This window comes from Streptomyces sp. NPDC053432 (assembly GCF_055585365.1).
Genome location: NZ_JBVJKF010000014.1, coordinates 107365 through 133826, shown reverse-complemented (window position 1 = coordinate 133826; position 26462 = coordinate 107365). Strand labels below are relative to the sequence as shown.

Genomic DNA, 26462 nt, shown 5'->3' with positions numbered 1-26462 from the left:
CTCCCGAACCCCCGCGCCTCAAACGCCGGCGGGGCTGGTTTTGGCCGGGGGTTCCCCGAAGCGGGCCAGGGCCAGGGAGCCCGCGAGGGCGACGGCGAAGCCGGCCACCGCGAGCCACGTCAGCCCCTCGCGGGTACGGTCGCCGAGCCAGGCCACCCCCACCACCGCCGGGCCGATCGTCTCGCCCAGCACCATCCCGGCCGTCGCCGCCGTCACCGAGCCGCGTGCCAGCGCCGAGGTGAGGAGGAGGAACGCCGCGCCGCCGCCCAGCAGGAGGGCGTACAGCGCCGGGTTGAGCAGCTCCCGCAGGGAGAAGGAGTCGATCAGCCGCACCGACACCTCCACCACCCCGAAGCCCGTCCCCGAGGCCAGTCCCAGGACGAGCGCCCGCGGCCCGTCCGGGAGCCGCCCGGCCGCCGCGCCCACGGCCAGCACCGTCACCGACACCCCCAGCAGCCCCAGCTTCAGGGCCGGCGTCCCCTCCCCGGAGCCCTCCTCCCCGGAGGCGAGCCCCAGCATCAGCAGCCCCGCGCACACCACCCCCACCGCCAGCCACTCCGTCCGCGACAGCCGCACCTTCAGCAGCCGCGAGGCGACCACCGCCGTCACGGCGAGGCTCGCCGCCAGCGCGGCCCCCACCGTGTAGATGGGGATGTGCCGCAGCGCGATGATCTGCAGGACGAACCCGGCCGCGTCCAGTCCGAGGCCGGCCAGGTAGCGCCACTGGCGGACCGCCCGCAGCAGCAGCCCGGGGTCCACCCCGGAGCCCGTCCCGGGCTCCACGGCCCGCGCCGCCATCGCCTGCAGCACGGACGCCGTACCGAAGCAGACCGCCGCACCGAGCGCACAAACCATCCCAATCAGCACGAACTGACTCTAGGTCACAGTTTCTGCGACGGCCGGATTCCATCCCCCGGGGGCACCGCTCTACGCTGTCCCGACGAACGCAGGGTCCCAGGGGGAGCAGCAGACATGGACAGCAGCAACACCAACCGGCGCCGCATGCGCTCCGGCGCGGTCGCCCTCGGCGGTATGGGTCTGCTCGCGGCGACCCTCGTGGCCTGCGGCAGCAGCGACGAGCCGGACAAGCGCTGCGCGTCCCGTTCCACGCTGGAGCACCTCAACAGCAAGGAGTGCAAGAGCGGCGGCCGCGGCTCGTACTACTACGGCGGCCGCGTCTCCGCCGGCAAGGTCACGGGCGGCAGCTTCGACAAGTCCGCCGTCACCCGTGGCGGCATCGGCGGGCACAGCAGCTCCGGCTCCAGCGGCGGCTGACGAACACGGGACCAGGCAGGACCAGGCACATGAAGCGGCACACCATCGAGCCCCGCCCCGACTGGCAGAAGACCGTCGAGGAGCAGGGGCTGATCTACCCCCTCACCCGCTACCCCGACGACTCGCTGCGCCCCTACTGGGACGAGAGCGCGTACTACTCCTTCTCCCTCCCCGAGGTGGAGGCGCTGGAGAACGTCGTCGAGGAGCTGCACGCCATGTGCCTGGCGGCGGCCGCCCACATCGTCGACCACGACCGCTTCGCCGACCTCGGCATCACCGACCCGAAGCTCGCCGCGCTCATCGCCGACTCCTGGCGGCGCCGCGCCGAACAGCCCTCCCTCTACGGCCGCTTCGACCTGCGCTACGACGGCTCCGGCAGCCCCGCCAAGCTGCTGGAGTACAACGCCGACACCCCCACCTCCCTCGTGGAGGCGGCGAGCCCGCAGTGGTTCTGGATGGAGGAACGCTTCCCCGGCGCCGACCAGTGGAACTCCCTCCACGAGCGCCTCGTCGACGCCTGGCGCCGGCAGGCCGAGCTGCTGCCGCCCGGCGTGCTGCACTTCGCGCACTCCGAGACCGACGAGCTCGGCGAGGACCTGATGACGGTCGCCTACCTCCAGGAGACCGCCGAGCAGGCCGGCATAGACACCCACGCCCTGTCCGTCGAGCAGATCGGCTGGGACAGCCTCACCGGCCGGTTCGTGGACGACAAGCTCCGCTTCATCCGAGGCTGCTTCAAGCTCTACCCGTGGGAGTGGCTGGCCACGGACGAGTTCGGCCCGCAGGTCCTCGGCACGTACGACCTCGGCGGCGGCAGCGGCACCACCTGCTGGATCGAGCCGCTGTGGAAGATGCTGCTCTCCAACAAGGCGCTGCTCGCGATCCTCTGGGAGCTCTTCCCGGAGCACCCGAACCTGCTGCCCGCCTACCTCGACGGCCCCCGCGAACTCGCCGGCACCACCGGCTACGCCGCGAAGCCGCTGCTGGGCCGCGAGGGCGCCGGCGTCACCCTCCACGAGGCCGGCGGCGAGCCGTTCGCACCGGAACCGGACGAGCGGTACTGCTTCCAGGGCCTGGCCCCGCTCCCGGACTTCGACGGCAACCGGGTGGTGCTCGGCGCGTGGGTCGTCGAGGACGAGGCGGCGGGGCTCGGCATCCGCGAATCCGCGGGGCCGGTCACGGACGAGTACGCCCGCTTCCTGCCCCACGTCATCCTGTAGGGCGGGGCGTCAGGCCGAGAGCACCGACCTGAGCTGGTCGAGGCCCCAGTCCAGGTCCTCCTTGCTGATCACCAGCGGAGGTGCGATGCGGATCGTCGACCCGTGCGTGTCCTTCACCAGCACCCCCAGCTCCATCAGCTTCTCGGAGATGTCCCGGCCCGTCCCGCGCGAGGGCTCGATGTCGACGCCCGCCCACAGCCCGCGGCCGCGCACGGCGGTCACCGCGCCCCCGCCGACCAGCAGGTTCAGCTCCCGGTGCAGGTGGTCGCCGAGCTCGGCGGCGCGCTGCTGGTACTCGCCGGTGCGCAGCATCGCGATCACCTCCAGGGCGACGGCGCAGGCGAGCGGGTTCCCGCCGAAGGTCGAACCGTGCTCGCCCGGCTTGAACACCCCGAGCACCTCCCGGTCGGCGACGACGGCCGAGACCGGCACCACGCCGCCCCCGAGCGCCTTGCCGAGGACGTAGACGTCCGGGACGACGCCCTCGTGCTCGCAGGCGAAGGTCTTCCCGGTCCGGCCGAGGCCCGACTGGATCTCGTCCGCCATGAACAGGACGTTCCGCTCGCGCGTCAGGTCCCGTACGCCCCGGAGGTAACCGGCGGGAGGCACCAGGACCCCCGCCTCGCCCTGGATCGGCTCCAGCAGCACGGCGACGGTGTTCTCGGTGACGGCGTGCGCGAGCGCGGTGAGGTCCCCGTACGGGACGATCTCGAAGCCGGGGGTGTACGGGCCGAAGTGGTCCCGGGCTTCGTGGTCCGTGGAGAAGGAGACGATGGTGGTGGTGCGGCCGTGGAAGTTGTCGGCCGCGACCACGATCTTGGCGTGCCCGTCCGGAACGCCCTTGACCTCGTAACCCCACTTGCGCGCGGTCTTCACGGCCGTCTCCACCGCCTCGGCGCCCGTGTTCATGGGCAGCACCATGTCCTTGCCGCACAGGTCGGCGAGTTCGGTGCAGAAATCGGCGAACCGGGCGTGGTGGAAGGCGCGCGAGGTGAGCGTGACCCGCTCCAGCTGCGCGTGGGCGGCGTCGAGCAGCCGGCGGTGGCCGTGCCCGAAGTTGAGCGCCGAGTAGCCGGCGAGCATGTCGAGGTAGCGGCGGCCCTCCACGTCGGTCATCCACGCGCCTTCCGCGGAGGCGACGACGACGGGCAGCGGATGGTAGTTGTGCGCGCTGTGCGCGTCGGCGGAACGGATGGCATCAGCAGTTGTCGACACGGGGTCTCCGATCGTCCGTCAGGCCTGTGACGAGGGTGGCGTCACTTTCCATCCTCGCTCGTACGGCGGGCGGAGAAACCTTTCTCGTGGCGCGCCCGCTAAGCTGGGCGGCACGCACGGCGACTGGCGTACGGAGAACCAACTCCGGGGGAGTCGTGCGCGCACGACCGCAATCAGGGCCGCTCGCCTGGGCCTCGCGGGGACGAGACACGAAATCGACCCCGGAGGAGCCGCCATGAGCGCGAACCACCGTCATCCCGCCCTTCTCGCGACCGACCCCGAACTGGCGTCCTTCGTCGCGGCGGAGGAGACCCTGCAGGCCGAGACGCTGCGCCTGATCCCGAGCGAGAACTACGTCTCGGCGGCCGTCCTGGAAGCCTCCGGCACCGTCCTGCAGAACAAGTACAGCGAGGGCTACCCGGGCCGCCGCTACTACGAGGGCCAGCAGAACATCGACCGCGTCGAGGCGCTGGCGGTCGAGCGCGCCAAGGGCCTGTTCGGCGTGGACCACGCGAACGTGCAGCCGTACTCCGGCTCGCCGGCGAACCTGGCCGTGTACCTCGCCTTCGCGAAGCCCGGCGACACGGTGATGGGCATGGCCCTGCCGATGGGCGGGCACCTGACGCACGGCTGGGGCGTCTCGGCGACGGGCTCGTGGTTCCGCGGCGTGCAGTACGGGGTGCGGGCGGACGACGGGCGCATCGACTACGACGCGGTGCGCGAGCTGGCCCTCGCCGAGCGGCCGAAGATCCTCTTCTGCGGCGGCACCGCGCTGCCGCGCACGATCGACTTCGAGGCCTTCGCGTCGATCGCCGAGGAGGCGGGCTCGGTCCTGGTCGCCGACGTGGCGCACATCGCGGGCCTGATCGCGGGCGGCGCGCACCCGTCCCCGGCGGGGCACGTCGACGTGATCTCCACTACCACGCACAAGACGCTGCGGGGTCCGCGCGGCGCGATGCTGATGTGCCGGGAGGAGCACGCGAAGGCCATCGACAAGGCGGTCTTCCCGGGCCTGCAGGGCGGGCCGCACAACCAGACGACGGCCGGCATCGCGGTCGCCCTCCACGAGGCGGCGCAGCCGTCCTTCACGGCGTACGCCCACGCGGTCGTCGCCAACGCGAAGGCGCTGGCGGCGGCGCTGCTGGAGCGGGGCTTCGACCTGGTGTCGGGCGGCACCGACAACCACCTGATCCTGATGGACCTCACCTCCCGGGAGGTGCCGGGGAAGGTGGCGGCGAAGGCGCTGGACCGGGCGGGGATCGTGGTCAACTACAACACCGTCCCCTTCGACACGCGCAAGCCGTTCGATCCCTCGGGGATCCGGATCGGCACCCCGTCGCTGACGTCCCGGGGGCTGGGGGCCGAGCACATGCCGGTGGTCGCGGACTGGATCGCGCGGTCGGTCGACGCGGCGGCCAAGGGGGATGAGGCGGCGCTGGCCGTCGTCCGTGCGGAGGTCACCTCCCTCATGTCCGCGTACCCGGCCCCGGGCCTTCCCCTGTCCTGACCGGGCCGCCTCTGTTCGCCCGGGCTGAAGGAACGGGGCTCCGCCCCGGACCCCGCTCCTCAAACGCCGGAGGGGCTGGGGTTCCCCGGCGGGGCTGGATTCGGCTGCCCGGGCCGTTGGCTGCCGCCAGAACACGGCGCTCCGCGCCCGCGCCTCAAACGCCGGCGAGGCTGGGTCAACCCCGGCGGATCCAGCCTCGCCGGCGATTGAGGCGCGGGGTCCGGGGCGGAGCCCCGGGGGCTCCGCGCAGCGGAGGCGGTCTGGCCGGCTGTGGTCCCGCCAAGGGAAAGCGGTCGCTCGGCAGGGGTGGGATTCGGCCACCGCGCTACGGCCCGGTACCGGCAGCGGGACCGGCCTCCCGCGGGGGCCGGGCCGGTCGCGGCCCGGCGGCCGCGGAAGGTTCCGGACACCGGCGGGCCCGAGCCCGCCCCCGCACCTGAGAGAATGAAGCCATGGCTTCTGATCGTCCTCGCGCGCTCTCCGGCATCCAGCCCACCTCCGGTTCGTTCCACCTCGGGAACTACCTCGGAGCCATCCGCCAGTACGTCGCCCTGCAGGAGACGCACGACGCCTTCTACATGGTCGTCGACCTGCACGCGATCACCATGCCGCAGGACCCGGCGGCCCTGCGCGCGAACACCCGCCTCTCCGCCGCGCAGCTCCTCGCCGCCGGCCTGGACCCCGAGCGCTGCACGCTCTTCGTCCAGAGCCACGTGCCCGAGCACGCGCAGCTCGCCTGGGTCATGAACTGCATCACCGGCTTCGGCGAGGCCAGCCGGATGACCCAGTTCAAGGACAAGTCCGCCAAGGGCGGGGTCGGCAGCGCCAGCGTCGGCCTGTTCACGTACCCGATCCTCCAGGTCGCCGACATCCTGCTCTACCAGGCGAACTCCGTCCCCGTGGGCGAGGACCAGCGCCAGCACGTCGAGCTGACCCGCGACCTCGCGGAGCGCTTCAACCAGCGCTTCGGCCAGACCTTCACGCTCCCCGCCGCGCACATCGTCAAGGAGACCGCGAAGATCTACGACCTCCAGGACCCGTCGATCAAGATGTCGAAGTCGGCGTCCTCGCCCAAGGGCCTGATCAACCTCCTCGACGAGCCCAAGGTCACCGAGAAGAAGGTCAAGAGCGCGGTCACGGACACCGAGACCGAGATCCGCTACGACACCGAGAAGAAGCCCGGCGTCAGCAACCTGCTCACGATCTACTCCACCCTCACGGGCGAGACCGTCTCCGAGCTGGAGGCGAAGTACGAGGGCAAGGGCTACGGCGCGCTGAAGACCGACCTGGCCGGCGTGATGGTGGACTTCGTCACGCCGTTCAAGCAGCGCACGCAGGAGTACCTGGACGACCCGGAGACGCTGGACTCCATCCTGGCGAAGGGCGCGGAGAAGGCCCGGGCGGTCGCCGCCGAGACCCTCGCGCAGGCCTACGACCGCATCGGTTTCCTGCCCGCCAAGCACTGACGGGCACGCCCGGAAGACGGGCCTGGCGGTACAGGGGGTGCTGGCCGCACACTGGGGCGACAGCACGCATTCGACGACGGAGGAGACATACGTGGGGACCGTAACGCTCGGCGTTTCGATCGCGGTCCCGGAGCCGTACGGCAGCCAGCTCCAGGAGCTGCGCGCCGGCTTCGGGGACGCCGCCGCGCACGGTATTCCCACGCATGTCACCCTCGTGCCGCCCACCGAGGTGGAGGCCGACCGGCTGCCCGCGATCCGGGCCCACCTGGCTGAGGTCGCCCAGGCCTTCCGGGGCTTCCGGATGAGGCTGGCCGGGACGGGGACCTTCCGGCCCCTCTCGCCGGTCGTCTTCGTCCAGGTCGTGGAGGGCGCTGCGGGCTGCACCCGCCTCCAGGGGGAGGTCCGCGACCCCGGGGGCCCGCTCAGCCGCGAGCTGGCCTTCCCGTACCACCCGCACGTCACCGTCGCCCACGGGATCTCCGAGGAGGCGATGGACCTCGCGTTCAGCACGCTCGCCGACTACGCGGCGGAGTGGCTCTGCGAGGGCTTCGCCCTCTACGAGCAGGGCTCCGACGGAGTCTGGCGCAAGCTGCGTGAATACCCTTTCGGCACGGGCCCGACGGGAGTCCCGGCGCAGCCGGGCGCGCCCGCCGAAGCGGCCCGGGAGACCGTACGTCCTTCCTGACCGAGCGGCCGGCGGCCCAGCCGGACGGTGAGCCGGGCCCGGAACCGGATCTTCCGTAGGACCAGGGTGTGGAACGGATGAGTCGTGGGGCGAAAAGTCACAATCGACGACCGTAGTCCCCGGAACCGGCAATCCCGATTATTTCCGGCAGGCCAATTACGGTGACTTCATGGACTGGCTGACGAAACTCCCGGTGATCGGGCCGCTTGCGGTCCGTCTGACGCGGACGCACGCCTGGCGTTCGTACGATCGGCTCGACCGCGTCCACTGGACCCGGCTCGCCGCGGCGATCACCTTCCTCAGCTTCCTCGCGCTCTTCCCGCTGATCACCGTGGCCGCCGCGATCGGCGCGGCGCTGCTCAGCGAGGACCAGCTGGACCGGCTGGAAAAGAACCTCGCCCAGCAGGTCCCCGGGATCTCGGACCAGCTCGACATCGAGGGGCTCGTCGCGAACGCCGGCACGGTCGGTCTCGTCGCCGGCCTGATCCTCCTCCTCACCGGCATCGGCTGGGTGGGGGCGATGCGGGACTGCCTGCGCGCGGTGTGGGAGAAGGACGACGAGGACGAGGGCAACCCCGTCCTGCGCAAGGGCAAGGACGGGCTCGTCCTCCTCGGCCTCGGCGCCGTGGGCCTGGCCTCCGCCGCGGCCTCGATCTTCGGGGCCAGCGCGGTCGGCAAGTCCGCCGCGTGGCTCGGCATCCCGCAGCACGGCGCGGGCGGCGGGCTGCTGCGGGGCGCCGCGTTCGGGGTGGGCGTCGTGGCCGCCTTCCTGCTGCTGCTCTACGTCCTCACGCTGCTGCCCGGGGTGGAGCCGTCGCGCCGCCGCCTGGTCCAGGCGGCCCTGATCGGCGCGGTCGGCTTCGAGCTGCTGAAACTGCTGCTCAGCGGCTATATGCGAGGGGTCGCGGCGAAGAGCATGTACGGGGCCTTCGGCACGCCGATCGCCCTGCTGCTCTGGATCAACTTCACGGCGAAACTGCTGCTGTACTGCTCCGCCTGGACCGCCACCCGGGACGACGAGGGCGACGGTGACACCGCCGGCGGCGACGCCGACGGCGCCGCTACACCAGATCCTCGCCGCTCCCGCGACGACCGCGCGGCCAGCGCCGGTTGACGGCGTACGCACCGCCCGCCAGGAGGGCGATCACCCCGCCCGCCACGCCCAGTGCGGTGCCGACGCCGCCCGCGGAGTCACCGCCGGCCGCCGACGGGTCGCGATCGTGCGACTGGGCCGGGGACCCGTGCGGTGAGGTGTCCGCGCTCTTCGGCGGCACCAGCTCGCCCACCGGCTTGACCTTCCCCGCCGCCGCGAAACCCCAGTCGAAGAGCGCGGCCGTCTCCTCGTACACCGAGTTCGCCCCGCCGGCGCCCGGGTTCATCACCGTGACGAGCAGCTTGCGCGAGCCCTGCTGGGCGGCTCCGGTGAAGGTGGCGCCCGCCATCGTGGTGTTGCCGTTCTTCACCCCGGCGATGCCCTTGTAGGGGGAGATGCCGCCCGCGCCCGTCATCAGGCGGTTGGTGTTCTGGATCTCGAAGTACTCGCGCGGCTTCCCGGGCTCCTGCCTGCCGGGGAACTTGGCCTCGGCCGTGCCGCAGTACTCGCGGAAGTCCTGCTTCTGCAGCCCGGAGCGGGCGATGAGCGTGAGGTCGTACGCGCTCGACACCTGGTCGGGGGCGTCGTAACCGTCGGGGGACACGACGTGGGTGTCCAGCGCCTGCAGTTCCTCGGCATGCGCCTGCATGTCCTTGACGGTCTTCTCGATGCCGCCGTTCATCGCCGAGAGCACGTGCACGGCGTCGTTGCCCGAGCGCAGGAACACCCCGAGCCACAGGTCGTGGACGCTGTACTTGTGGTCCTCCTTCACCCCGACCAGGCTGCTGCCGGGGCCCACGCCGTCCATGTCCTTGTCGGTGACCTTGTGGACCTGGTCCTTGGGCAGACCGGGCAGCAGGGTGTCCGCGAAGAGCATCTTCATCGTGGAGGCCGGGGGGAGCCGCCAGTGCGCGTTGTTCGCCGCGAGGACCTCCCCGGACTCGGCGTCCGCCACGATCCAGGACCGGCCGGTGAGGCTCGTGGGCAGCGCGGGCGCCCCGGGGAGCAGGTTGACCTGGACCCCCGGCTGGCCGAGCAGCGTCCCGCCGACCGTGGACATCGACGCGGGCGGGGCCGCGGCCTGCGGCGCCTTGCCGGTCCCGCCCTTCCCGTCGGCCGGCGGCGACGGCGCGGCGTGCGCGGGGGCCATCAGCATCGAGGGGACGAGCAACGCGGGGACAATGACCGTCAGTGCGGTCTTCTTGGCGGACACGCAGGTGAAAGTACATCCCGATGAGCTCATCACCGTCACGGACCGGCCAAGTCGCCGCAACCTCCCCCGGGACAGCCCACCCCGGCGCGTCCGTCCTGGGGACGAATCCGATACTGAGGGCATGAAACTCAGCCGCACCGCGTCCTGGTTCCTGCTCTCCTTCGGCGTGTGGAGCTGGTTCATCTGGGTGTCTTTCGTCCGGAACCTGTGGAAGAACGGCAGTGGGCTGGCATTCGATGCGGCGGGTGACCCCACGGCCTACTTCTGGGTCCACCTGACGCTCGCGGTGACGTCCTTTCTCCTGGGGACGGCCGTCGGTGTGATCGGGTTGCGCGGGGTACTGGCACTGCGGCGCGCATCACGCACGGGAACGGACGGGGACCACTCCGCATGAAGATCGTGCTCTTCGCGCTGATCGCGCTGGCGGTCCTCGCGCTGCTGGTGCTGGTCCACCGCTGGCTGTGGATCCGGCTGGTGCGCGACACCACCGTCCCCGGAGGTCCGCCCCGGCGGGTCGGTACGGTCCTGTTCATCGCCCTGCCCCTCCTCTCTGTGGCCGCCCTGACCACGGGCCGCGGCGGAGCCCCGTTCCCGCTCCAGCAGGCGGTGGCCTGGCCGGGGTTCCTGTGGCTCGCGGTGCTCCTGTACCTGACCCTGACGATGCTGGTCGCGGAGCCGATCCGCGCGCTGTTGCTCCGCCGTGTGGCCCAGCGGCCTCCCACCGGGGAGGCACGGGGCTCCGCCCCGGACCCCGCGCCTCAAATGCCGGCGGGGCCGGATGGTGCCCCTGCGGCCCCCGCCGATGCCGGGTCGGGGGCGGAAGACCGCCCTGCGCGCACGGCCGAGGACGCGCGGCCGGCCGCCCCTGCGGCGAGCCCCGCCGCGGCCGCGGCCGCGACCCGGGCGGCGGTCGCCACCGCGCGCACGGCGTCGGCCGGCGGCGCCGCCGCTTCGGCGGCCGGCCCCGACGCGGGCGATGCGCAGGACTCGGTCCCGGTGGCCGTGCCCGCTGCCGGCGACTCGGCCCCCGAAACCGGCGTCGCCCCGGAGGCCGGCGGCTCGGCCCCCGAAACGGGCGTCGCCCCGGACGCCGGGGACGGCCCCGGGGCCGAGCTGCAGACGCGGCGGCGGTTCGTCGCGCGGGTGATCGGCGGGGCGGCCGCCGCCGTGGCCGTCGGGACGGTCGCGAACGGGGCGTACGGGGTGCTGCGCGGACCGGCCGTCAAACGGGTCCGGGTCCCCTTGGCCAAACTGCCCCGCGCCGCGCACGGCTTCCGGATCGCCGTCGTCAGCGACATCCACCTCGGGCCGATCCTCGGCCGCGCCCACACCCAGCGCATCGTCGACACCGTCAACCGCACCCAGCCCGACCTGATCGCCATCGTCGGCGACCTCGTCGACGGCGACGTCTCCGACCTCGGGCCCGCCGCCGAGCCGCTGCGCGGGCTCGTCGCGCGTCACGGCTCGTACTTCGTCACCGGCAACCACGAGTACTTCTCCGGCGCCCGCCAGTGGGTCGACCACGTCCGGGAGCTCGGCCTCACCCCCCTGGAGAACGCCCGCCGCGCCCTGCCGTACTTCGACCTCGCCGGCGTGAACGACATCGCGGGCGAGAGCGAGGGCGAGGGCCCCGACTTCGGCGCCGCCCTCGGTGACCGCGACCGGGCGCGGGCCGCCGTGCTCCTCGCCCACCAGCCCGTGGTCGTCCACGACGCCGTCCGGCACGGCGTCGACCTCCAGCTCTCCGGCCACACCCACGGCGGTCAGCTCTGGCCCGGCAACTACCTGGCGGAGCTCGCTAACCCCACCGTCGCGGGCCTGGAGCGCTACGGGGACACCCAGCTCTACGTGTCCCGCGGGGCAGGGGCCTGGGGGCCGCCGGTGCGGGTCGGTGCGCCGTCCGACATCACAGTCGTCGAACTCGCCTCATACCAGGCCTGACCCGCCCCAACCGGCAGCGACGCGCGTCCGATCGGCCACAGAGCGATCTTCCGGTGGCCGAAATTCCGTGATGGGATGGCCGGTATCCGGTAATCGGACAGTGGGGTGCTGTCACCGGTACGGGGGTGGGGTCGCGGCATGCCGTCTTTCGGCTCGAAGATCATCATTGTCGGGGTGGTTCTCGCCGCCGCCGGCGTGGGGGCCTGGCAGCTGGTGCCCTGGGACGGCGAGGACCGGGGCGCCATCCGCGTCGGGACCAGCGACGTGGTCTCCTCCCTCGACCCCGCCGGGGCGTACGACGCCGGCTCCTGGGCCCTGTTCAGCAACGTCTACCAGTCGCTGCTCACCATCAAGCCCGGCTCCGATGCCCCCGTGCCGGACGCGGCCTCCTCCTGCCAGTTCGTCGGACAGAAGCTCACCACCTACCAGTGCGAGCTGCGCTCCGACGTGAAGTTCTCCAGCGGGCGCCAGATCACCGCCGAGGACGTCAAGCACTCCTTCGACCGCATCAAGGCGATCAACTCCGACCAGGGCCCGGCCCCGCTGTTCAACACCCTGGAATCGGTCAAGGCCGAGGGCCGCACGGTCACCTTCAACCTCTCCACCCGGGACGCCACCTTCCCCTTCAAGATCGCGACGGGTGCCGCCTCGATCGTCGACAAGGACAAGTACCCGGCGAAGGCGCTGCGCGAGGACGGCAAGGTCGACGGCTCGGGCCCGTACAAGCTCGGCGCGTACGAGGCCGGCACCAGCGCCGAGCTGCGGCCCAACGAGTCGTACGCGGGCCAGGCCAAGCCGGCCCGGGCCGCCGTCACCGTCCGGTACTACGAGGGCTCCGCGCAGCTCGACAAGGCCTGGAACGACCGTGAGATCGAGGTGGCCCACCGGGAGATGCCGCCCGCCGTGCTCGCCGCCCTCAACCCCGGTCTGAAGGACACCCGTTACGAGGCCTCGGGCGGCACCGAGACCCGCTCCGTGGTCTTCAACGTCCGTCCGGGCTCGGCCGCCGCCCCGGCCGCCGTCCGCCAGGCCTTCGCCGCCGCCGTCGACCGGCCGAAGCTGGCCGCCGAGGTCTACTCGGGCACCGTCACGCCGCTGTACTCCCTCGTCCCGGCGGGCGTCGCGAGCCACAGCACCCCGTTCTTCGACCAGTACCCGACGCCCAACGGCGCGGCCTCGAAGAAGATCCTCAAGGAGGCAGGGATCACCACGCCCGTCTCCCTCACCCTCGGCGTCAACGTGAAGGGCTCGAACGTCCCCGAGGCCGAGGAGCTCAAGCGTCAGCTGGAGGCCACCGGCCTCTTCCGGCTGACGGTCAGGCCCGTCGAGAAGTGGGCCGACTTCCAGAAGGGCTACGCGGCGGGGGAGTTCGACGCCTACACCATCGGCTGGATCGCCGACTTCCCGGACGCGGACAACTTCCTCGCCCCGCTGGTCGGCGCCGACTCCTCCATGAACAGCGGCTTCGCCGACAAGCGCGTCGACGAGCTGATCACCCGTACGCAGTCCTACTCGGAACGGGCCGCGGCCGCGGGCGACTTCCGCGAGCTGCAGCGGCTCGTCGCCCAGCAGGCGCCGCTGGTGCCGATCTGGCAGAAGAAGGACTACGTGATGTCCCGCGACGCCGTCACCGGCGCCCAGAACCTCTCCGACGGCACCGGAGTCTGGCGCCTGTGGGAGCTGAACTGGCTGTAGGCCGCCTTCACCGGCCCGTGCGTGCGTCAGGCGTCCGACGGCTCCGCATCCGCGCCCGATGACGTGTCCCGGGACGGGGACGGGGCCGGGGACTTCTTCCGGGCCTTCGCCGTCGCCGTCTCGGCCATGCCGGGCAGGAAGTCGGCGAACAGCTCGTGCAGTTCCCTCACGAGCGGCCGCAGTACCCGGAACCGGGCCAGGACGATGCCCCGCGTGGTCAGGTGCGCCCCGCGCTCGGCGAGCCGCCGGGTCTTCTCGCTGTCCGGCGAACGGTCGAAGACCCAGTAGAGGACCAGCCCCATCTGCGAGAGCCACATCAGCTCGGGCAGCAGGTCGGCCAGTTCGGCCGGCACCTTGGTCTTCGCGCCCGCCAGCACCTCGCGGTGGATGTTGATCGCAGCCTGCCGCGCGGGCTCGGACTCCGGAGAGAAGGGGCTGAGCGGACTCTCGGGGTCCGCCGCGTTCTTGAAGAACTGCGAGGCGAACTCGTGATAGGGGGCCGCGATGTCCAGCCAGGCCGTCAGTACGCCCGCGAGACGCTTCTGTAGGTCCGTCTCGCTGTCCAGGATCGGCCGGACCGCCGCCTGGTGCGCGGCGCTGATCCGGTCGTAGAACCCCTGGACCAGGTGTTCCTTCGATTCGAAGTAGTAGTAGGCGTTGCCGACCGAGACACCGGCCTCCTTGGCGATACCCCGCATCGTCGTCTTGTCGAAGCCGCGCTCCTGGAAGAGCCGGAGCGCGGTCTCGAGGATGAGCGTGCGGGTCTGCTCGCTCTTGGGAGCCTTCTGATCAGTCACGGTGGATGAGCCTATCGGGGGACGGGGCAGTGGTCGTCACAGGCCGGTCCCTCCGCGTCCGTACCGCCCCCGGTCCGTACCGCCTGCCGCCATGCGGAGGCCGTGTACATGGCCGCCCGGGCGAAGGGCCGGCCGGCCGGGGTGGCCAGCCAGTTGGCCCGGGGCCGGTGTTCGGACAGCGCCCACAGGCAGACGATGAAGGCGTCCGTGCCGGTCCACATCTGGCCCGAGTCCCCGATGACGGTGATCTCGCGGAGCGTGGAGGCGTGGTCGAGCTCCGGGTACCGCTGCCGCGCCGCGACGGACGCGGCGGGGACGAGCCGGAGCGGTACCAGCCAGCGCTGCCCGAGCAGCCAGTGCCGGATGTGCACGCAGAGCGGGCAGTCGGCGTCGTAGAGCACGGTCAGGTGGCGGACCGGCGCCCCGGGCGCGGCCACCGGTCAGGCCCCGGCCGGCGCGGTCCACCCCTGGGGGGCGACCGGCGGGGTCTGCTGGCGCTCCATGAGCCCGCGGCGGCGCATCTTGTTGAGCACGTACACGTTGCCCAGGTGCATGACGCCGAGGACGAGCAGGACGATGCCGAGCTTGAACGACAGTGCCTCGAAGAGCTCGCGGGTCGACTCGATGGCGACGTCCGAGCGCAGGAACAGGGTCACGAACCCGATGTTCACGAGGTAGAAGCCGACCACGAGCAGCTGGTTGACGGCATCGGCGAGCTTCTCGTTGCCGGCGAGCACGTCGCCGATGAAGACGCGGCCGTTGCGGCTGAGCGTGCGGGCGACCCAGACGGTGAGCCCGATGCTGATGCCCAGGTAGATGACGTATGCGACGACGTTGAGGTCCACAGCCCCAGCCCCTTTGAACGTGTTCAACTGCTAACAGGCATGACTGTAGGACCTTTTTTGAACAAGTTCAAGCGAACGGGAGAGGGGCTCGCGACCCGGTGACGACGCCTGCGGGGAGGAAAGACGAAAACCCGCGCACCGGTCCGGTGCGCGGGCGTGGGGGGAGGGCCGGGGACCGCCCTGAGCCGGTCGCGGTCCTCGTGGCCCCCGGAGGTCAGAAGCTCAGTGAGCGGGCGATGTTCAGCTGGGACATCACCCAGGGGTACGTAGTCGCGTCCTGGGCCGGGATCATCGTCGAGTGGTGGCGTCCGCCGCTGGTGACGGTGACCTGGATGTAGCCCGTGGTCGTCTTCTCCTTCATCAGCAGGAACAGCAGCCCGAGCAGGCAGAAGATGAAGAAGACGATCGCGAGGACGATCGCGTGGGTCGGGATCTTCTCCTCGGTGCGCGAGAAGTCGGTCGCGTTCCACATCGCGCCCTTGAGCGGCATCGGACCCGACGGGGTGATGATCTGGTCCCCGGCGATGGTGATGTCGCCGATCGACATGCCGACGCCCCCTGCGGGGGCGGCGGCGGGCTGAGGGGCGGCCGCGAAGCCCTCGCCGCCGATGGTCGGCTGGTGGCCGGGGGCCGCCGGGTACGGCTGCGGGTAGCCGTAACTGGCCTCGCCCGGGCCCCACTTGTAGGCGTCCCCGCCCTGGGAGGGGTCGCTGGCATACGGATTCGGCTGCTGCTCGCTCATGTGGCCGATCCTTCCACAGCGACCGCGCGTCCCGTACCCCGCTCAGAGAGCCGCTTGAACGATCTTGCCGACGCGTTCGACGACTTCCGGCCTGGCCGCCGTCGGGGCGGGCAGGAAGGACCAGGTGACGGTCCGTCGGCCGTCGGGCGTACCGAAGACGCCGCTGGAGTACTGGGCCATGCTGCCGGTCTTCCCCCACACCTCGGTGCCGTCCACCGTGAAGAACATCAGCCCGCCCTGGCTGTAGGGGACCTCCTCGTCCTTGGAGAGCTCCGGCTTGACGAACAGCTGCTCCTGCTGGGCCGGAGGCAGCAGCCGGCCGCCCAGCAGGGCCTTCATGAAGCGTTCCATGTCGGGGCCGTTGGAGATCATGCCGCCTTCCGCCCAGGCCCACGGCTCCTTGGGGGTGGGCGCGGCCAGCGACGGGGCCGGCATGGACGCGTCCCCGGTGCGCGGGAGGTAGGTGTGGCGCAGCCCCAGTGGGCGGGTGATGCGCCGGTGGAGTTCGTCGGCGTACGGGCGGCCGGTGACCTTCTCGACGGCCAGACCGAGGAGGAAGTAGTTGCCGCCGTTGTACTGCTGCTCGGTGACGGGGTACCGGGGCGCGGGGCAGCCGTCCGCGGTCCAGGCGGCGATCACCTTCTCCGGGGTCAGGCCCAGCCCGTCCCCGAGCGGCGCGCAGGGCCTGCCGAGGCCGCTGGTGTGACTGAGCAGCTGGCCGATGGTGATCGGCTTCCAGTGCGCGGGGACGGTCTCGGGCAGGACCTCGCGGATCGGGGTGTCGAGGGTGAACCGGCCCTCCGCCACCAGCTGCAGCACCATGGCCGAGGTGAACAGCTTGGTCATGCTGCCGATCCTGAACGAGGCCGCCGGGTCCTGGGAGAGCGGGCCCGTCGCCTTCGTCCAGACGTGCCCGGGGACCCCGGCGCCGGACACCCGCACCATCGTCCCGGTCGCGACGGCGTCGGGGGTCATGAGCTTCGCCAGCGCCTCCTCGTCGAGCGGGTGCCGCTGGTCCCCGATCCGGGCGGTCACCGGTGCCGGTGCCTGGTTCCGCTGCTGGGCCGAGGCCGGCACGGCGCCGACGGCGAGCGATGCGACGGCCGCGCCGGCGGCGACCAGGGTGATCCAACGGGTCCTGCGGCTGCGGGAGTCGGCGGCGCTCTTCGAGTTCGTCATGGCTGTCAGCCTGCCGCGAGGAGGATCCACCGCCCATCGGTGACGGCCCCCATCCGACCCGGAGGCACCCCTGAGAACGCGTAAGGCCCGTACCCCGGGAAGGGGTACGGGCCTCGGCACGTCAGGGGATCAGAAACGGCGCGTGATCAGCGCACGCTTGACTTCCTGGATCGCCTTGGTGACCTCGATGCCGCGGGGGCACGCGTCGGTGCAGTTGAAGGTCGTGCGGCAGCGCCACACGCCGTCCTTGTCGTTCAGGATCTCCAGCCGCTGCTCGCCGGCCTCGTCACGCGAGTCGAAGATGAAGCGGTGCGCGTTGACGATCGCCGCCGGGCCGAAGTACTGGCCGTCGTTCCAGAACACCGGGCACGAGGACGTGCACGCGGCGCACAGGATGCACTTGGTGGTGTCGTCGAAGCGCTCGCGGTCCTCGGCGGACTGCAGGCGCTCGCGCGTCGGCTCGTTGCCCTTGGTGACCAGGAACGGCATGACGTCCCGGTACGCCTGGAAGAAGGGCTCCATGTCGACGACGAGGTCCTTCATCACCGTGAGGCCCTTGATGGCCTCGACGGTGATCGGCTTCTCCGGGTTGATGTCCTTGATCAGCGTCTTGCAGGCGAGCCTGTTCTTGCCGTTGATCCGCATCGCGTCGGAGCCGCAGATGCCGTGCGCGCACGAGCGACGGAAGGTGAGCGTGCCGTCGAGGTCCCACTTGATCTTGTGGAGACCGTCGAGCACGCGCTCCTTCGGGTCGATCTCGATCTGGAAGTCCTGCCAGGTGGACTCCTCCGAGACCTCCGGGTTGAAGCGGCGGATCCGGAAGGTGACCGTGATGTTGTTCGAGGCCGCGGCCTCGGACTCGACCTTGTCCAGGGTGGGGGTGGCCATCAGTACTTACGCTCCATCGGCTGGTAGCGGGTGACGACGACGGGCTTGTAGTCCAGCCGGACGGAGTCCTTGCCGTCGGCGCCGACCTCGCGGTACGCCATGGTGTGGCGCATGAAGTTGACGTCGTCGCGGTTCGGGTAGTCCTCGCGGTAGTGACCGCCGCGGGACTCCTTGCGCGCGAGGGCGGACACGGCCATGACCTCGGCCAGGTCGAGCAGGTTGCCCAGCTCGATGGCCTCCAGCAGGTCCGTGTTGAAGCGCTTGCCCTTGTCCTGGACGGACACGTTCTTGTAGCGCTCGCGCAGCTCCGCGATCTTCTCGACCGCGGTCTTGATGGTCTGCTCCGTACGGAACACCATCACGCAGGCGTCCATCGTCTCCTGGAGCTCCAGGCGCAGGTCCGCGACCCGCTCGCTGCCCGTGGAGTTGCGCAGGCGCTCGACGAGCTCCTCGACGTCCTTCGCCGGGTTCTCCGGCAGCTCGACGTACTCGTTGGCGTGGGCGTAGGCCGCCGCCGCGATGCCCGAGCGCTTGCCGAAGACGTTGATGTCCAGCAGCGAGTTGGTGCCCAGGCGGTTCGCGCCGTGCACCGACACGCACGCGACCTCGCCGGCCGCGTACAGACCCGGCACGACGGTGGTGTTGTCCGCCAGGACCTCACCCTCGACGTTGGTCGGGATGCCGCCCATGGCGTAGTGCGCGGTGGGCTGGATCGGGATCGGGTCCGTGTACGGCTCGATGCCCAGGTAGGTGCGCGCGAACTCCGTGATGTCCGGGAGCTTCGCGTCGAGCTGCTCCGGCGGCAGGTGCGTCAGGTCCAGGTACACGTGGTCACCGGCGGGACCGCAGCCGCGGCCCTCACGGATCTCCGTGTAGATGGAGCGCGAGACGACGTCACGGGACGCGAGGTCCTTCATGACCGGCGCGTACTTCTCCATGAAGCGCTCGCCGTCCTTGTTGCGCAGGATGCCGCCCTCACCGCGGGCGCCCTCCGTCAGCAGGATGCCCATGCGCCAGATGCCCGTCGGGTGGAACTGGAAGAACTCCATGTCCTCCAGCGGCAGGCCGCGGCGGTAGCAGGCCGCCTGGCCGTCACCCGTCAGGGTGTGCGCGTTGGAGGTCACCTTGAAGAACTTGCCGGTGCCGCCGGAGGCGTAGATGACGGCCTTCGCCTGGAACACGTGGATCTCGCCGGTGGCGAGCTCGTACGCGACCACACCGGCCGACTTCTTGACGCCGTCCTCCTCGACCAGCAGCTGGTCCAGGACGTAGAACTCGTTGAAGAACTCAACGCCCTCCTTGACGCAGTTCTGGTACAGCGTCTGGAGGATCATGTGGCCCGTGCGGTCCGCGGCGTAGCAGGACCGGCGGACCGGCGCCTCGCCGTGGTTGCGGGAGTGGCCGCCGAAGCGGCGCTGGTCGATGGTGCCGTCCGGGGTGCGGTTGAACGGCAGGCCCATCTTCTCGAGGTCGAGGACCGCGTCGATGGCCTCCTTCGCCAGGATCTCGGCGGCGTCCTGGTCGACCAGGTAGTCACCGCCCTTGACCGTGTCGAAGGTGTGCCACTCCCAGTTGTCGTCCTCCACGTTGGCCAGCGCGGCGGCCATGCCGCCCTGCGCGGCGCCCGTGTGGGAGCGGGTGGGGTAGAGCTTCGTCAGCACGGCGGTGCGGCTGCGCTTCGTCGCCTCGATGGCGGCGCGCATGCCCGCGCCACCGGCGCCGACGATCACGGTGTCGTACTTGTGGATCTTCATCTGTTTCGCCTCAGCCCCGTTGCCTAGCGGATGTTCGGGTCGAAGGTGAAGATCACCAGCGTGCCCAGAAGGATGGTGAACACCGTGGCGGTGTAGAGCAGGCCCTTCAGCCACAGCCGCGTGTTGGCGCGCTCCGCGTAGTCGTTGATGACGGTACGAAGACCGTTGGCGCCGTGCAGCATCGCCAGCCACAGCATCAGCAGGTCCCAGACCTGCCAGAACGGGGACGCCCAGCGGCCGGCCACGAAGGCGAAGCCGATCTTGGAGACGCCGCCGTCGAGCACCAGCTGGATCAGCAGGTGACCGATGACCAGGACGACGAGGACGATGCCCGAGAGGCGCATGAAGAGCCACGCGGCCATCTCGAAGTTGCCGCGGGTCGAGCGCGGGGTCTTGCCCGTGCGCTTGCGCGGGGCCTCGATGTACGGGGCCGGGTTGTCGACGTCGTAGAGGGAGACGCCCTCCACGGAACCGACCTTTTCGAAAGAAGTGTCAGAGCTCATGCGTGTCACTTCCCGAACAGTTCGAGGTAGGCGTGGCTCAGGACGGGGTACACGGCCCCGGCCATCAGCACGATCCAGACGCTCACCACGGTCCAGAGCATCTGCTTCTGGTAGCGCGGGCCCTTGGACCAGAAGTCCACGGCGATGACACGGAGACCGTTGAGCGCGTGGAACAGGATGGCGGCGACGAGGCCGTACTCCAGCAGCGCGACGATCGGAGTCTTGTAGGTAGCCACGACATCGTCGTACGCCTCGGGGGAGACGCGGACGAGAGCGGTGTCGAGGACGTGTACGAACAGGAAGAAGAAAATGAGGACGCCGGTGACTCGATGAGCCACCCAGGACCACATTCCTTCCCGGCCGCGGTACAACGTTCCAGCCGGCACGGAAAACCCTCCGGAAGCGGGGCGGGGGCCAGCCGGCTTCTTTGTCGGTCGGGCCCGGCCGGGTACGGTCCACCGGCCCCGGACATCGTAGCGACGCTTCGTCGGTTCCCTCGCCCGGGGTCCGCCGGTGTGATCAAACAGGCACGGACGGGCTATCCCACAGGAGCAAATAGCCCGAATTCGGCCGCAGCCACCCCATCCGGCGAGGTCAGTCGGCGTGTCAGTCCGGCCAGCCGGTTCCGCGCGAGCCGGCGCAGCTCGTCGGCGGAGACGGAGCGCTCCTCGTCCACCTCGTGAGCCATCCGGTGCCGGATCGCGGCCAGCAGCTGGTTCGCCTGCTCCTCCGGCGGGTGCTCGTCGAGGCTGATCACGAAGGCGTGCCCGAACTTGCGCTCGTACTCCGCGTTGGCCGCGTCGAGCGCCAGCAGGGCCGCGTACGGTGAGCCGTGCCCCAGTTCCGCCGGGCATTCGACGGCCAGCGCCTCCGCCAGGTCCGCCTGGGAGAGGTCGTACGAGGCCTCGTCCGCGGCGGCGAGCAGGGCACCGACGTCGGGGTACGGGCGGTGGGCGGCCACCCGGTGGGCCCAGCGCCGGCTGCCGCAGCACTGCAGCAGGACGGCGCGGGCGGCGTCGGGGGAGAGGGCGTTGAACCGCGCCAGCCCGGAGCCGTGGGAAGGGTCGGAGCAGCCGCGGGCCTGTGCCGGAAGGTGGCTGGACAGCGGGGGGCTCCTCGGGGCGCGGCGCGGGTGTACCGCCACGCTATCGACGTGGGGCCAGGAGTGTCGTACCCATGGGGTGTTTTCACCCGGAAGTGAGCCGAAAGGATGACGCGGGTGATTCAGGGAGCCCGAGAGGTGGAGGACGACCGAGGCCGCCACCCCCCACAGGAGAGGCCCCGGTCGCCATCCGTCACGGGCTCGTGCGACAAGCCCGTACTCCTGTCAGCGCCCCGAGTGCGTTTTGTGTCACACCTCGCTCCGCGCAGGGATGGTTGCAGCTTGTACAACACATGGACGAGGGGTGCGGAAAGCCGTAACGTGCTGATTTGCGCCACACGGACAGGACGTTGAACGGGTTGGGGACTTTGCTGGGGGACGACGCGGAGCTGACCGCCGCGGTGCTCGCGGCACAGGACGGCGACGAGAACGCGTTCCGTGCTGTGTACCGCGCCGTGCACCCGCGCCTGCTCGGATACGTACGCACGCTCGTCGGGGACGGCGATGCGGAGGACGTGACCTCCGAGGCATGGCTGCAGATAGCCCGCGACCTCGACTCCTTCACCGGCGACGCCGACCGCTTCCGCGGCTGGGCCGCGCGCATCGCGCGCAACCGGGCCCTCGACCACATCCGCATGCGCGGCCGCCGCCCCGCCATCGGCGGCGACGAGACCGAGCTGACCGGCTGGGCCGCCGAGTGCGACACCGCCTCGGCCGCCATGGAGTCCCTCTCCACCGGCTCGACCATGGCCCTGATCGCGCAGCTCCCCCAGGACCAGGCCGAGGCCGTCGTCCTGCGGGTCGTGGTCGGACTCGACGCCAAGAGCGCCGCCGAGACCCTGGGCAAGCGTCCTGGCGCCGTGCGCACCGCGGCGCACCGGGGGCTCAAGAAGCTCGCCGAGCTGCTCGGCGCCCAGGACGGCGAGGGCGGGGGCCCTCCCGACGGCGACCTCGGGATCCCCGTCGGCCATAATGCCGGTGGCCGGCCACGGGGCGGCGGGGGCAGGAGGGATCTCGACGCCGTTCCCGCGCAACGCGGCCACAGTGGGGGCCTCGTGGAGCAAACCGGTGTGACGCATTCACGTTGGCGGACGCAGAAGGACATGTGATGGCCGACGAGCGCGACAGGCGGTGGCTCGACGAAGCCGCGGCCGAAAAACTGCTGCGCGGTGAACCGCTGGAACCCGTCGGAGAGGCCGTCGACCCCCGCGCCCGGGCCGAAGCCGCCCGGCTGCGGGCCGCGCTCGACTCGCTCTCCCGGCCGCAGGCCCCGCAGGGCGCCCACTCCGGCGAAGCCGCGGCGATGGCCGCCTTCCGCGCGGCGCGCGCCGCGCGCGCCGCGGGTGCCGTCGGCACGATCGGGTCCGCCGCGGTGCGGCCGATCACCGTCGAACCGCTCGTCGAGCTCGGCCGGCACGCGGGCCCTCAGGGCGTACGGCGCGGCAGGGCCGTGCGCTTCGGCCTGGCGGCGGCCCTGGCGAGCGTCACCGTCGGCGGACTGGCCGCCGCGGCGGCCGCGGGACTGCTGGGCCAGGACCGGTACGACGTGGCGGGGCCGGGACCGGCCGTGTCCGTCAGCCTCGACGAGGACCCGGCGAAGGGCGCCGGCACCGGCGCGCCGACCCGCTCCCCGCAGAGCCGGACCACCCCGCACCGGGGCGACGGCGCGGTCCCGGGGCCCGACCCGGACGAAACGCAGCTCCCGGGAACGGACGGAAGCACTTTCTGGGGCGGCTCCGCGATTGGCGGAAATTCGTCGGACGGATCCACGGCCGGAGGCTCGGGACGCGACTCCCGGGAGACCCGGGGCACCCGGGACGGCGAGATCGGTGGCACGACCGGAGGCCGGGAGACGCGGGGCCCCGAGGCCGGTGCCAAGGACCGGGACAAGAGCGGGGAAGGCCAGGGGCAGGACGACATCCGCCTCAAGGCCGCCGACCTGTGCAAGGAGTACCGGGCGGGCCGCCTCACCATCGAGCGCCGCGACCGGCTCTCGCTGCTGGCCCGCGGGGTCTCCCGCATCCCGGCCTACTGCGAGTCGCTGCTGAGCGGGGTCACCGTGGGCGGCCCGCGCGGTGAGGCGCCCGCCCAGGACACCCCGGCGCAGCCCCGGACCCCGGCCCCCGCACGCCCCGCCGGTGGCTCCCGCGGCATCGGCTGAAACTCGTACCGTCCCGCTGTAACACTTTTCGAGGCGGCGGCGCAGTACATAACGAGCCGACTGGTCATCGGCCGCGCATGAGCCGGGGTTCCCCCCGTACCCCTGGGCTCTGCGCAACCGGCGCGGGCGGGGCACGTTCCCCCGGCCCCGCCCGCGCCCTCTGCTTCCGACCGTCACGCCCGGCCTTCCGGCCCGGCGCACACGCGAAGACCCGGCCGGGATCACCCGGCCGGGCCGCGTCGGAGTCGAACGGTCGGCGTCAGGCAGACGTCCGGGCGTCCGGACCACCGGACGCCCCCGGGACTCACCAGTAGACGACGACCTTGTCGCCGGTCTGCACCTGGGCGAAGAGCGCCGACAGCTTGCCCTTGTCCCGGACGTTCACACATCCGTGCGAGGCGCCGGCGTAGCCGCGGGCCGCGAAGTCGGCCGAGTAGTGCACCGCCTGGCCGCCGCTGAAGAACATCGCGTACGGCATGGGCGTGTGGTAGAGCGTCGACACCCAGTCCTTCTCCTTGCGGTCCACCTTGAACTCGCCCTCGCGGGTCGGAGTGTTCTCCGAGCCGAAGCGCACGTCCATGGTGGAGATGATCTTGCCGTCGATCATCCAGGCGAGGGTGCGGCTCTCCTTGCTGATGCACATCACACGGCCGGTCATGCAGCGCGGGTCCGGAGCGTCGACCTCGTTGACGGTCGGCGGGCGCAGCTCGTCGTCGGTGGGCTTCTTCGTCAGCTTCTGGATCTTCTTCCAGGTCTCCTCGTCGACCGAACCGCTCGCGGTCAGGGCGTTCTTCGACTGGAAGGACTTGACCGCGGCGGTCGTCTTCGAGCCGTAGAAGCCGGTCGGTGCGACCGACATCAGCTTGAGCTGCTTCAGCCGCGCCTGGAGCTCGCGCACCTGCTCGCTCTCGTCACCGTTGGCCATGATCGCCTTCACGGAGGGCGTGGCGGACGGCGAGGGAGAGGCGGAAGCGGACGCCGACGGCGAGGCATCGCCCGGCTTGTTGTCCGTGGAAGGAGAGGTTTCAGGGGTCGCGCCCGCCGTGGGCGTGGACGAAACGGAAGAAGAGGAGCCTGCCGACTCCGACTTCTGCGGTCCGCAGGCGGTCGCGGCGAGCGCGACGGCGGTGGCGATCCCGAGCGTGCGGATTATGACTCTCTGGCGGTGCATGAAGCGGTCCCCCGGTTTCTACGTCGTGTATCTAGGTGATGCCTCGCGCGCGTGGAGAGTTGCACTGGGCCGGGGGATGTTGCGCCATTGTGACCAGGAGCCGTCCGCAGCCTTTCGAGGACATGTGCGGGACGGTTGTACCAGTCCCGTCGACGGCGGTTCTACCTCTGGTCCTGCGTTGTGCGTCACCGCACCAGGTGAGCAATATGCATATACGAGTATTTGCGCTTCATTGAGCGCTTGAGTGTTGAGCGCTTGAGCGGCGAACGCGTGCCGGGAAATGCGCCAGTTCGTGCACCGCGCTCATTCCGGCTGCCGGAAGGGCAGTCGTCAGGCGCGCCGAGCGCGTCGAGCCCGCTACCGCGAGGTAAGCAGGAATCTCCCTGCTCCGACGGGGAGCACTTCAAGGAGGATCGTCGTGGCGGCGCACACCGAGAGCGGAATCCCCATCGAACCCGTCTACGGTCCCGGCGACCTGACGGGGTGGGACCCGGCGCAGGCCCTGGGGGAGCCCGGCGGGTTCCCCTACACGCGCGGGGTCTACCCGAACATGTACACCGGCCGGCCCTGGACGATGCGGCAGTACGCCGGCTTCGGCACGGCCGCCGAGTCCAACGCCCGGTACCGGCAGCTCATCGCGGGCGGCGGCACCGGGCTGTCCGTCGCCTTCGACCTGCCGACGCAGATGGGGCACGACTCCGACGCCCCGCTCGCGCACGGCGAGGTGGGCAAGGTCGGCGTCGCCGTCGACTCCCTCGACGACATGCGGGTCCTGTTCGACGGGATCCCGCTCGACCGGGTCTCCACCTCGATGACCATCAACGCGCCCGCCGCACTGCTCCTGCTGCTCTACCAGCTGGTCGCGGAGGAACAGGGCATCTCGGGCGCGCAGCTGACGGGGACCGTCCAGAACGATGTGCTCAAGGAGTACATCGCACGCGGAACGTACATCTTCCCGCCCGGTCCCTCGCTGCGGCTGACCGCCGACACCTTCCGCTACTGCCGGACCGAGATCCCCAAGTGGAACACCATCTCCATCTCCGGCTACCACATGGCCGAAGCGGGGGCCTCGCCCGCGCAGGAAGTGGCCTTCACCCTCGCGGACGGGATCGCGTACGTCCGTACGGCCCTGGCCGCCGGGATGGCCGTGGACGAGTTCGCGCCCCGGCTCTCCTTCTTCTTCGTCGCCCGCACCACCCTCCTGGAGGAGGTCGCGAAGTTCCGCGCGGCCCGGCGGATCTGGGCGCGCGTCATGCGCGAGGAGTTCGGGGCCCGGGACCCCAAGTCGCTCATGCTGCGCTTCCACACCCAGACGGCCGGGGTCCAGCTGACGGCGCAGCAGCCCGAACTGAACCTCGTACGGGTGGCCGTGCAGGCACTGGCCGCGGTCCTCGGCGGCACCCAGTCGCTGCACACCAACTCCTTCGACGAGGCGATCGCGCTGCCCACCGAGAAGTCCGCCCGCCTCGCGCTGCGCACCCAGCAGGTCCTCGCGTACGAGACGGACGTGCCGCACACCGTGGACCCCTTCGCCGGGTCGTACGCGGTGGAGCGGATGACGGACGAACTGGAGGCGGCGGCGCTCGCGCTGATGCGACGGGTCGAGGACCAGGGCGGGGCGGTGGCCGCGATCGAGAACGGTTTCCAGAAGGCCGAGATCGAGAAGAACGCCTACCGCATCGCGCAGGAGACCGAGCACGGCGAGCGCGTGGTCGTCGGGGTCAACCGCTTCGCGCTGGAGCGGGAGGAGCCGTACGAGCCGTTGCGCGTGGACCCGGCGATCGAGGCGCGGCAGTGCGAGGCCCTCGCCCGGTTGCGCGCGGAGCGGGACGGGGCGGCGGTGGAGGCGGCGCTCGCCGCCCTGCGGGAGGCGGCGGCCGGGACGGCGAACGTGCTCCCCCCGATGAAGGAGGCGCTGCGGGCGCGGGCCACGGTGGGTGAGGTGTGCGGGGCGCTGAGGGACGTCTGGGGCACGTACGAACCGGTCGATTCCACGTGGTGAAACAGGGT

The 26462-nt window shown here is 71.2% G+C and carries 26 protein-coding genes and 1 riboswitch; of the genes, 12 read left to right on the top strand and 14 right to left on the bottom strand.

The window, feature by feature from the left end; translation table 11 throughout:
- Positions 1-18: 18 nt before the first annotated feature.
- A complete protein-coding gene (locus ACZ6Y1_RS23395; protein ID WP_469632950.1) occupies positions 19-855 on the bottom strand; it encodes a DMT family protein in 837 nt (278 codons plus the stop codon).
- 117 nt (positions 856-972) lie between these two features.
- Between ACZ6Y1_RS23395 and ACZ6Y1_RS23390 the strand changes: the two genes are divergently transcribed.
- Positions 973-1275 carry a hypothetical protein gene (locus ACZ6Y1_RS23390; protein WP_469632947.1) on the top strand — a complete coding sequence of 101 codons (303 nt, stop codon included), beginning with the start codon at positions 973-975 and terminating at the stop codon, positions 1273-1275.
- A gap of 29 nt (positions 1276-1304) precedes the next feature.
- Complete coding sequence (locus tag ACZ6Y1_RS23385) at positions 1305-2495, top strand: glutathionylspermidine synthase family protein (RefSeq protein ID WP_469632944.1); 1191 nt, start codon at positions 1305-1307, stop codon at positions 2493-2495.
- A gap of 9 nt (positions 2496-2504) precedes the next feature.
- Here ACZ6Y1_RS23385 and rocD read toward each other — a convergent pair whose 3' ends face one another.
- On the bottom strand, positions 2505-3710 hold the full coding sequence (gene rocD / locus ACZ6Y1_RS23380) for an ornithine--oxo-acid transaminase (protein WP_469632941.1): 1206 nt from the start codon (positions 3708-3710) through the stop codon (positions 2505-2507).
- Between the two features lie 109 nt (positions 3711-3819).
- Positions 3820-3910, top strand: a riboswitch (ZMP/ZTP riboswitch).
- A gap of 35 nt (positions 3911-3945) precedes the next feature.
- Here rocD and ACZ6Y1_RS23375 point away from each other — a divergent pair.
- The 4 genes from ACZ6Y1_RS23375 to ACZ6Y1_RS23360 all read left to right on the top strand — a co-directional run bounded on the left by ACZ6Y1_RS23375 (position 3946) and on the right by ACZ6Y1_RS23360 (position 8482).
- Entirely contained in the window at positions 3946-5217 is a 1272-nt protein-coding gene (locus ACZ6Y1_RS23375) for a serine hydroxymethyltransferase (RefSeq protein ID WP_469632937.1), read from the top strand.
- A gap of 452 nt (positions 5218-5669) precedes the next feature.
- A complete protein-coding gene (gene trpS / locus ACZ6Y1_RS23370) occupies positions 5670-6683 on the top strand; it encodes a tryptophan--tRNA ligase (RefSeq protein ID WP_469632934.1) in 1014 nt (337 codons plus the stop codon).
- Between the two features lie 91 nt (positions 6684-6774).
- Positions 6775-7368 carry a 2'-5' RNA ligase family protein gene (locus ACZ6Y1_RS23365; RefSeq protein ID WP_469632931.1) on the top strand — a complete coding sequence of 198 codons (594 nt, stop codon included), beginning with the start codon at positions 6775-6777 and terminating at the stop codon, positions 7366-7368.
- Positions 7369-7537: 169 nt separating this feature from the next.
- On the top strand, positions 7538-8482 hold the full coding sequence (locus ACZ6Y1_RS23360) for a YihY/virulence factor BrkB family protein (RefSeq protein ID WP_469632928.1): 945 nt from the start codon (positions 7538-7540) through the stop codon (positions 8480-8482).
- On the opposite strand, the gene ACZ6Y1_RS23355 is transcribed toward ACZ6Y1_RS23360, so the two are convergent.
- A complete protein-coding gene (locus ACZ6Y1_RS23355) occupies positions 8430-9674 on the bottom strand; it encodes a D-alanyl-D-alanine carboxypeptidase family protein (RefSeq protein WP_469632925.1) in 1245 nt (414 codons plus the stop codon). The two genes, ACZ6Y1_RS23360 and ACZ6Y1_RS23355, sit on opposite strands and share 53 nt — an antisense overlap.
- Before the next feature lie 121 nt (positions 9675-9795).
- On the opposite strand from ACZ6Y1_RS23355, the gene ACZ6Y1_RS23350 reads away from it, so the two are divergent.
- The 3 genes from ACZ6Y1_RS23350 to ACZ6Y1_RS23340 all read left to right on the top strand — a co-directional run bounded on the left by ACZ6Y1_RS23350 (position 9796) and on the right by ACZ6Y1_RS23340 (position 13310).
- Positions 9796-10068 (top strand): SCO4848 family membrane protein, encoded by a 273-nt coding sequence (locus tag ACZ6Y1_RS23350; protein ID WP_469632922.1) that lies wholly within the window; start codon positions 9796-9798, stop codon positions 10066-10068.
- Positions 10065-11615 carry a metallophosphoesterase gene (locus ACZ6Y1_RS23345; protein ID WP_469632920.1) on the top strand — a complete coding sequence of 517 codons (1551 nt, stop codon included), beginning with the start codon at positions 10065-10067 and terminating at the stop codon, positions 11613-11615. Before ACZ6Y1_RS23350 ends, ACZ6Y1_RS23345 begins: the two co-directional genes overlap by 4 nt.
- 138 nt (positions 11616-11753) lie before the next feature.
- On the top strand, positions 11754-13310 hold the full coding sequence (locus ACZ6Y1_RS23340; RefSeq protein WP_469632917.1) for an ABC transporter substrate-binding protein: 1557 nt from the start codon (positions 11754-11756) through the stop codon (positions 13308-13310).
- A gap of 26 nt (positions 13311-13336) precedes the next feature.
- Here the strand turns inward: ACZ6Y1_RS23340 and ACZ6Y1_RS23335 are convergent, their stop codons facing one another.
- The 10 genes from ACZ6Y1_RS23335 to ACZ6Y1_RS23290 all read right to left on the bottom strand — a co-directional run bounded on the left by ACZ6Y1_RS23335 (position 13337) and on the right by ACZ6Y1_RS23290 (position 21162).
- The gene (locus ACZ6Y1_RS23335) at positions 13337-14107 is read right to left on the bottom strand and encodes a TetR/AcrR family transcriptional regulator (RefSeq protein ID WP_469632914.1); all 771 of its coding nucleotides are present in this window, start codon (positions 14105-14107) and stop codon (positions 13337-13339) included.
- A gap of 11 nt (positions 14108-14118) precedes the next feature.
- Positions 14119-14544, bottom strand: coding sequence for a thiol-disulfide oxidoreductase DCC family protein (locus ACZ6Y1_RS23330; RefSeq protein ID WP_469632911.1), 426 nt, complete (start codon positions 14542-14544; stop codon positions 14119-14121).
- Positions 14545-14547: 3 nt separating this feature from the next.
- Positions 14548-14952: a hypothetical protein gene (locus tag ACZ6Y1_RS23325; protein WP_469632908.1), complete on the bottom strand. Its 405-nt coding sequence runs from the start codon at positions 14950-14952 to the stop codon at positions 14548-14550.
- 214 nt (positions 14953-15166) lie between these two features.
- On the bottom strand, positions 15167-15694 hold the full coding sequence (locus ACZ6Y1_RS23320; protein WP_469632906.1) for a hypothetical protein: 528 nt from the start codon (positions 15692-15694) through the stop codon (positions 15167-15169).
- Positions 15695-15736: 42 nt separating this feature from the next.
- Positions 15737-16873, bottom strand: a complete 1137-nt coding sequence (locus ACZ6Y1_RS23315) for a serine hydrolase domain-containing protein (protein WP_469632903.1) — start codon at positions 16871-16873, stop codon at positions 15737-15739.
- Between the two features lie 129 nt (positions 16874-17002).
- Positions 17003-17761 (bottom strand): succinate dehydrogenase iron-sulfur subunit, encoded by a 759-nt coding sequence (locus ACZ6Y1_RS23310; protein ID WP_469632900.1) that lies wholly within the window; start codon positions 17759-17761, stop codon positions 17003-17005.
- Positions 17761-19515, bottom strand: a complete 1755-nt coding sequence (sdhA, locus tag ACZ6Y1_RS23305) for a succinate dehydrogenase flavoprotein subunit (protein WP_469632898.1) — start codon at positions 19513-19515, stop codon at positions 17761-17763. Before sdhA ends, ACZ6Y1_RS23310 begins: the two co-directional genes overlap by 1 nt.
- Positions 19516-19538: 23 nt before the next feature.
- Positions 19539-20018 (bottom strand): succinate dehydrogenase hydrophobic membrane anchor subunit, encoded by a 480-nt coding sequence (locus ACZ6Y1_RS23300; RefSeq protein WP_403877941.1) that lies wholly within the window; start codon positions 20016-20018, stop codon positions 19539-19541.
- A gap of 5 nt (positions 20019-20023) precedes the next feature.
- On the bottom strand, positions 20024-20404 hold the full coding sequence (sdhC, locus tag ACZ6Y1_RS23295; protein ID WP_376661267.1) for a succinate dehydrogenase, cytochrome b556 subunit: 381 nt from the start codon (positions 20402-20404) through the stop codon (positions 20024-20026).
- A 152-nt stretch (positions 20405-20556) separates the two neighbouring features.
- A complete protein-coding gene (locus ACZ6Y1_RS23290) occupies positions 20557-21162 on the bottom strand; it encodes a 2-oxo-4-hydroxy-4-carboxy-5-ureidoimidazoline decarboxylase (protein WP_469632893.1) in 606 nt (201 codons plus the stop codon).
- 326 nt (positions 21163-21488) lie between these two features.
- Here ACZ6Y1_RS23290 and ACZ6Y1_RS23285 point away from each other — a divergent pair, with 326 nt between their 5' ends.
- The gene (locus tag ACZ6Y1_RS23285; protein ID WP_469633138.1) at positions 21489-22229 is read left to right on the top strand and encodes an RNA polymerase sigma factor; all 741 of its coding nucleotides are present in this window, start codon (positions 21489-21491) and stop codon (positions 22227-22229) included.
- The gene (locus ACZ6Y1_RS23280; RefSeq protein ID WP_469632891.1) at positions 22229-23281 is read left to right on the top strand and encodes a hypothetical protein; all 1053 of its coding nucleotides are present in this window, start codon (positions 22229-22231) and stop codon (positions 23279-23281) included. Before ACZ6Y1_RS23285 ends, ACZ6Y1_RS23280 begins: the two co-directional genes overlap by 1 nt.
- Before the next feature lie 304 nt (positions 23282-23585).
- Here the strand turns inward: ACZ6Y1_RS23280 and ACZ6Y1_RS23275 are convergent, their stop codons facing one another.
- Positions 23586-24452 (bottom strand): L,D-transpeptidase family protein, encoded by an 867-nt coding sequence (locus tag ACZ6Y1_RS23275; protein WP_469632889.1) that lies wholly within the window; start codon positions 24450-24452, stop codon positions 23586-23588.
- Between the two features lie 418 nt (positions 24453-24870).
- Here ACZ6Y1_RS23275 and ACZ6Y1_RS23270 point away from each other — a divergent pair, with 418 nt between their 5' ends.
- Positions 24871-26454 (top strand): acyl-CoA mutase large subunit family protein, encoded by a 1584-nt coding sequence (locus tag ACZ6Y1_RS23270; RefSeq protein WP_469632886.1) that lies wholly within the window; start codon positions 24871-24873, stop codon positions 26452-26454.
- Positions 26455-26462 lie beyond the last annotated feature (8 nt).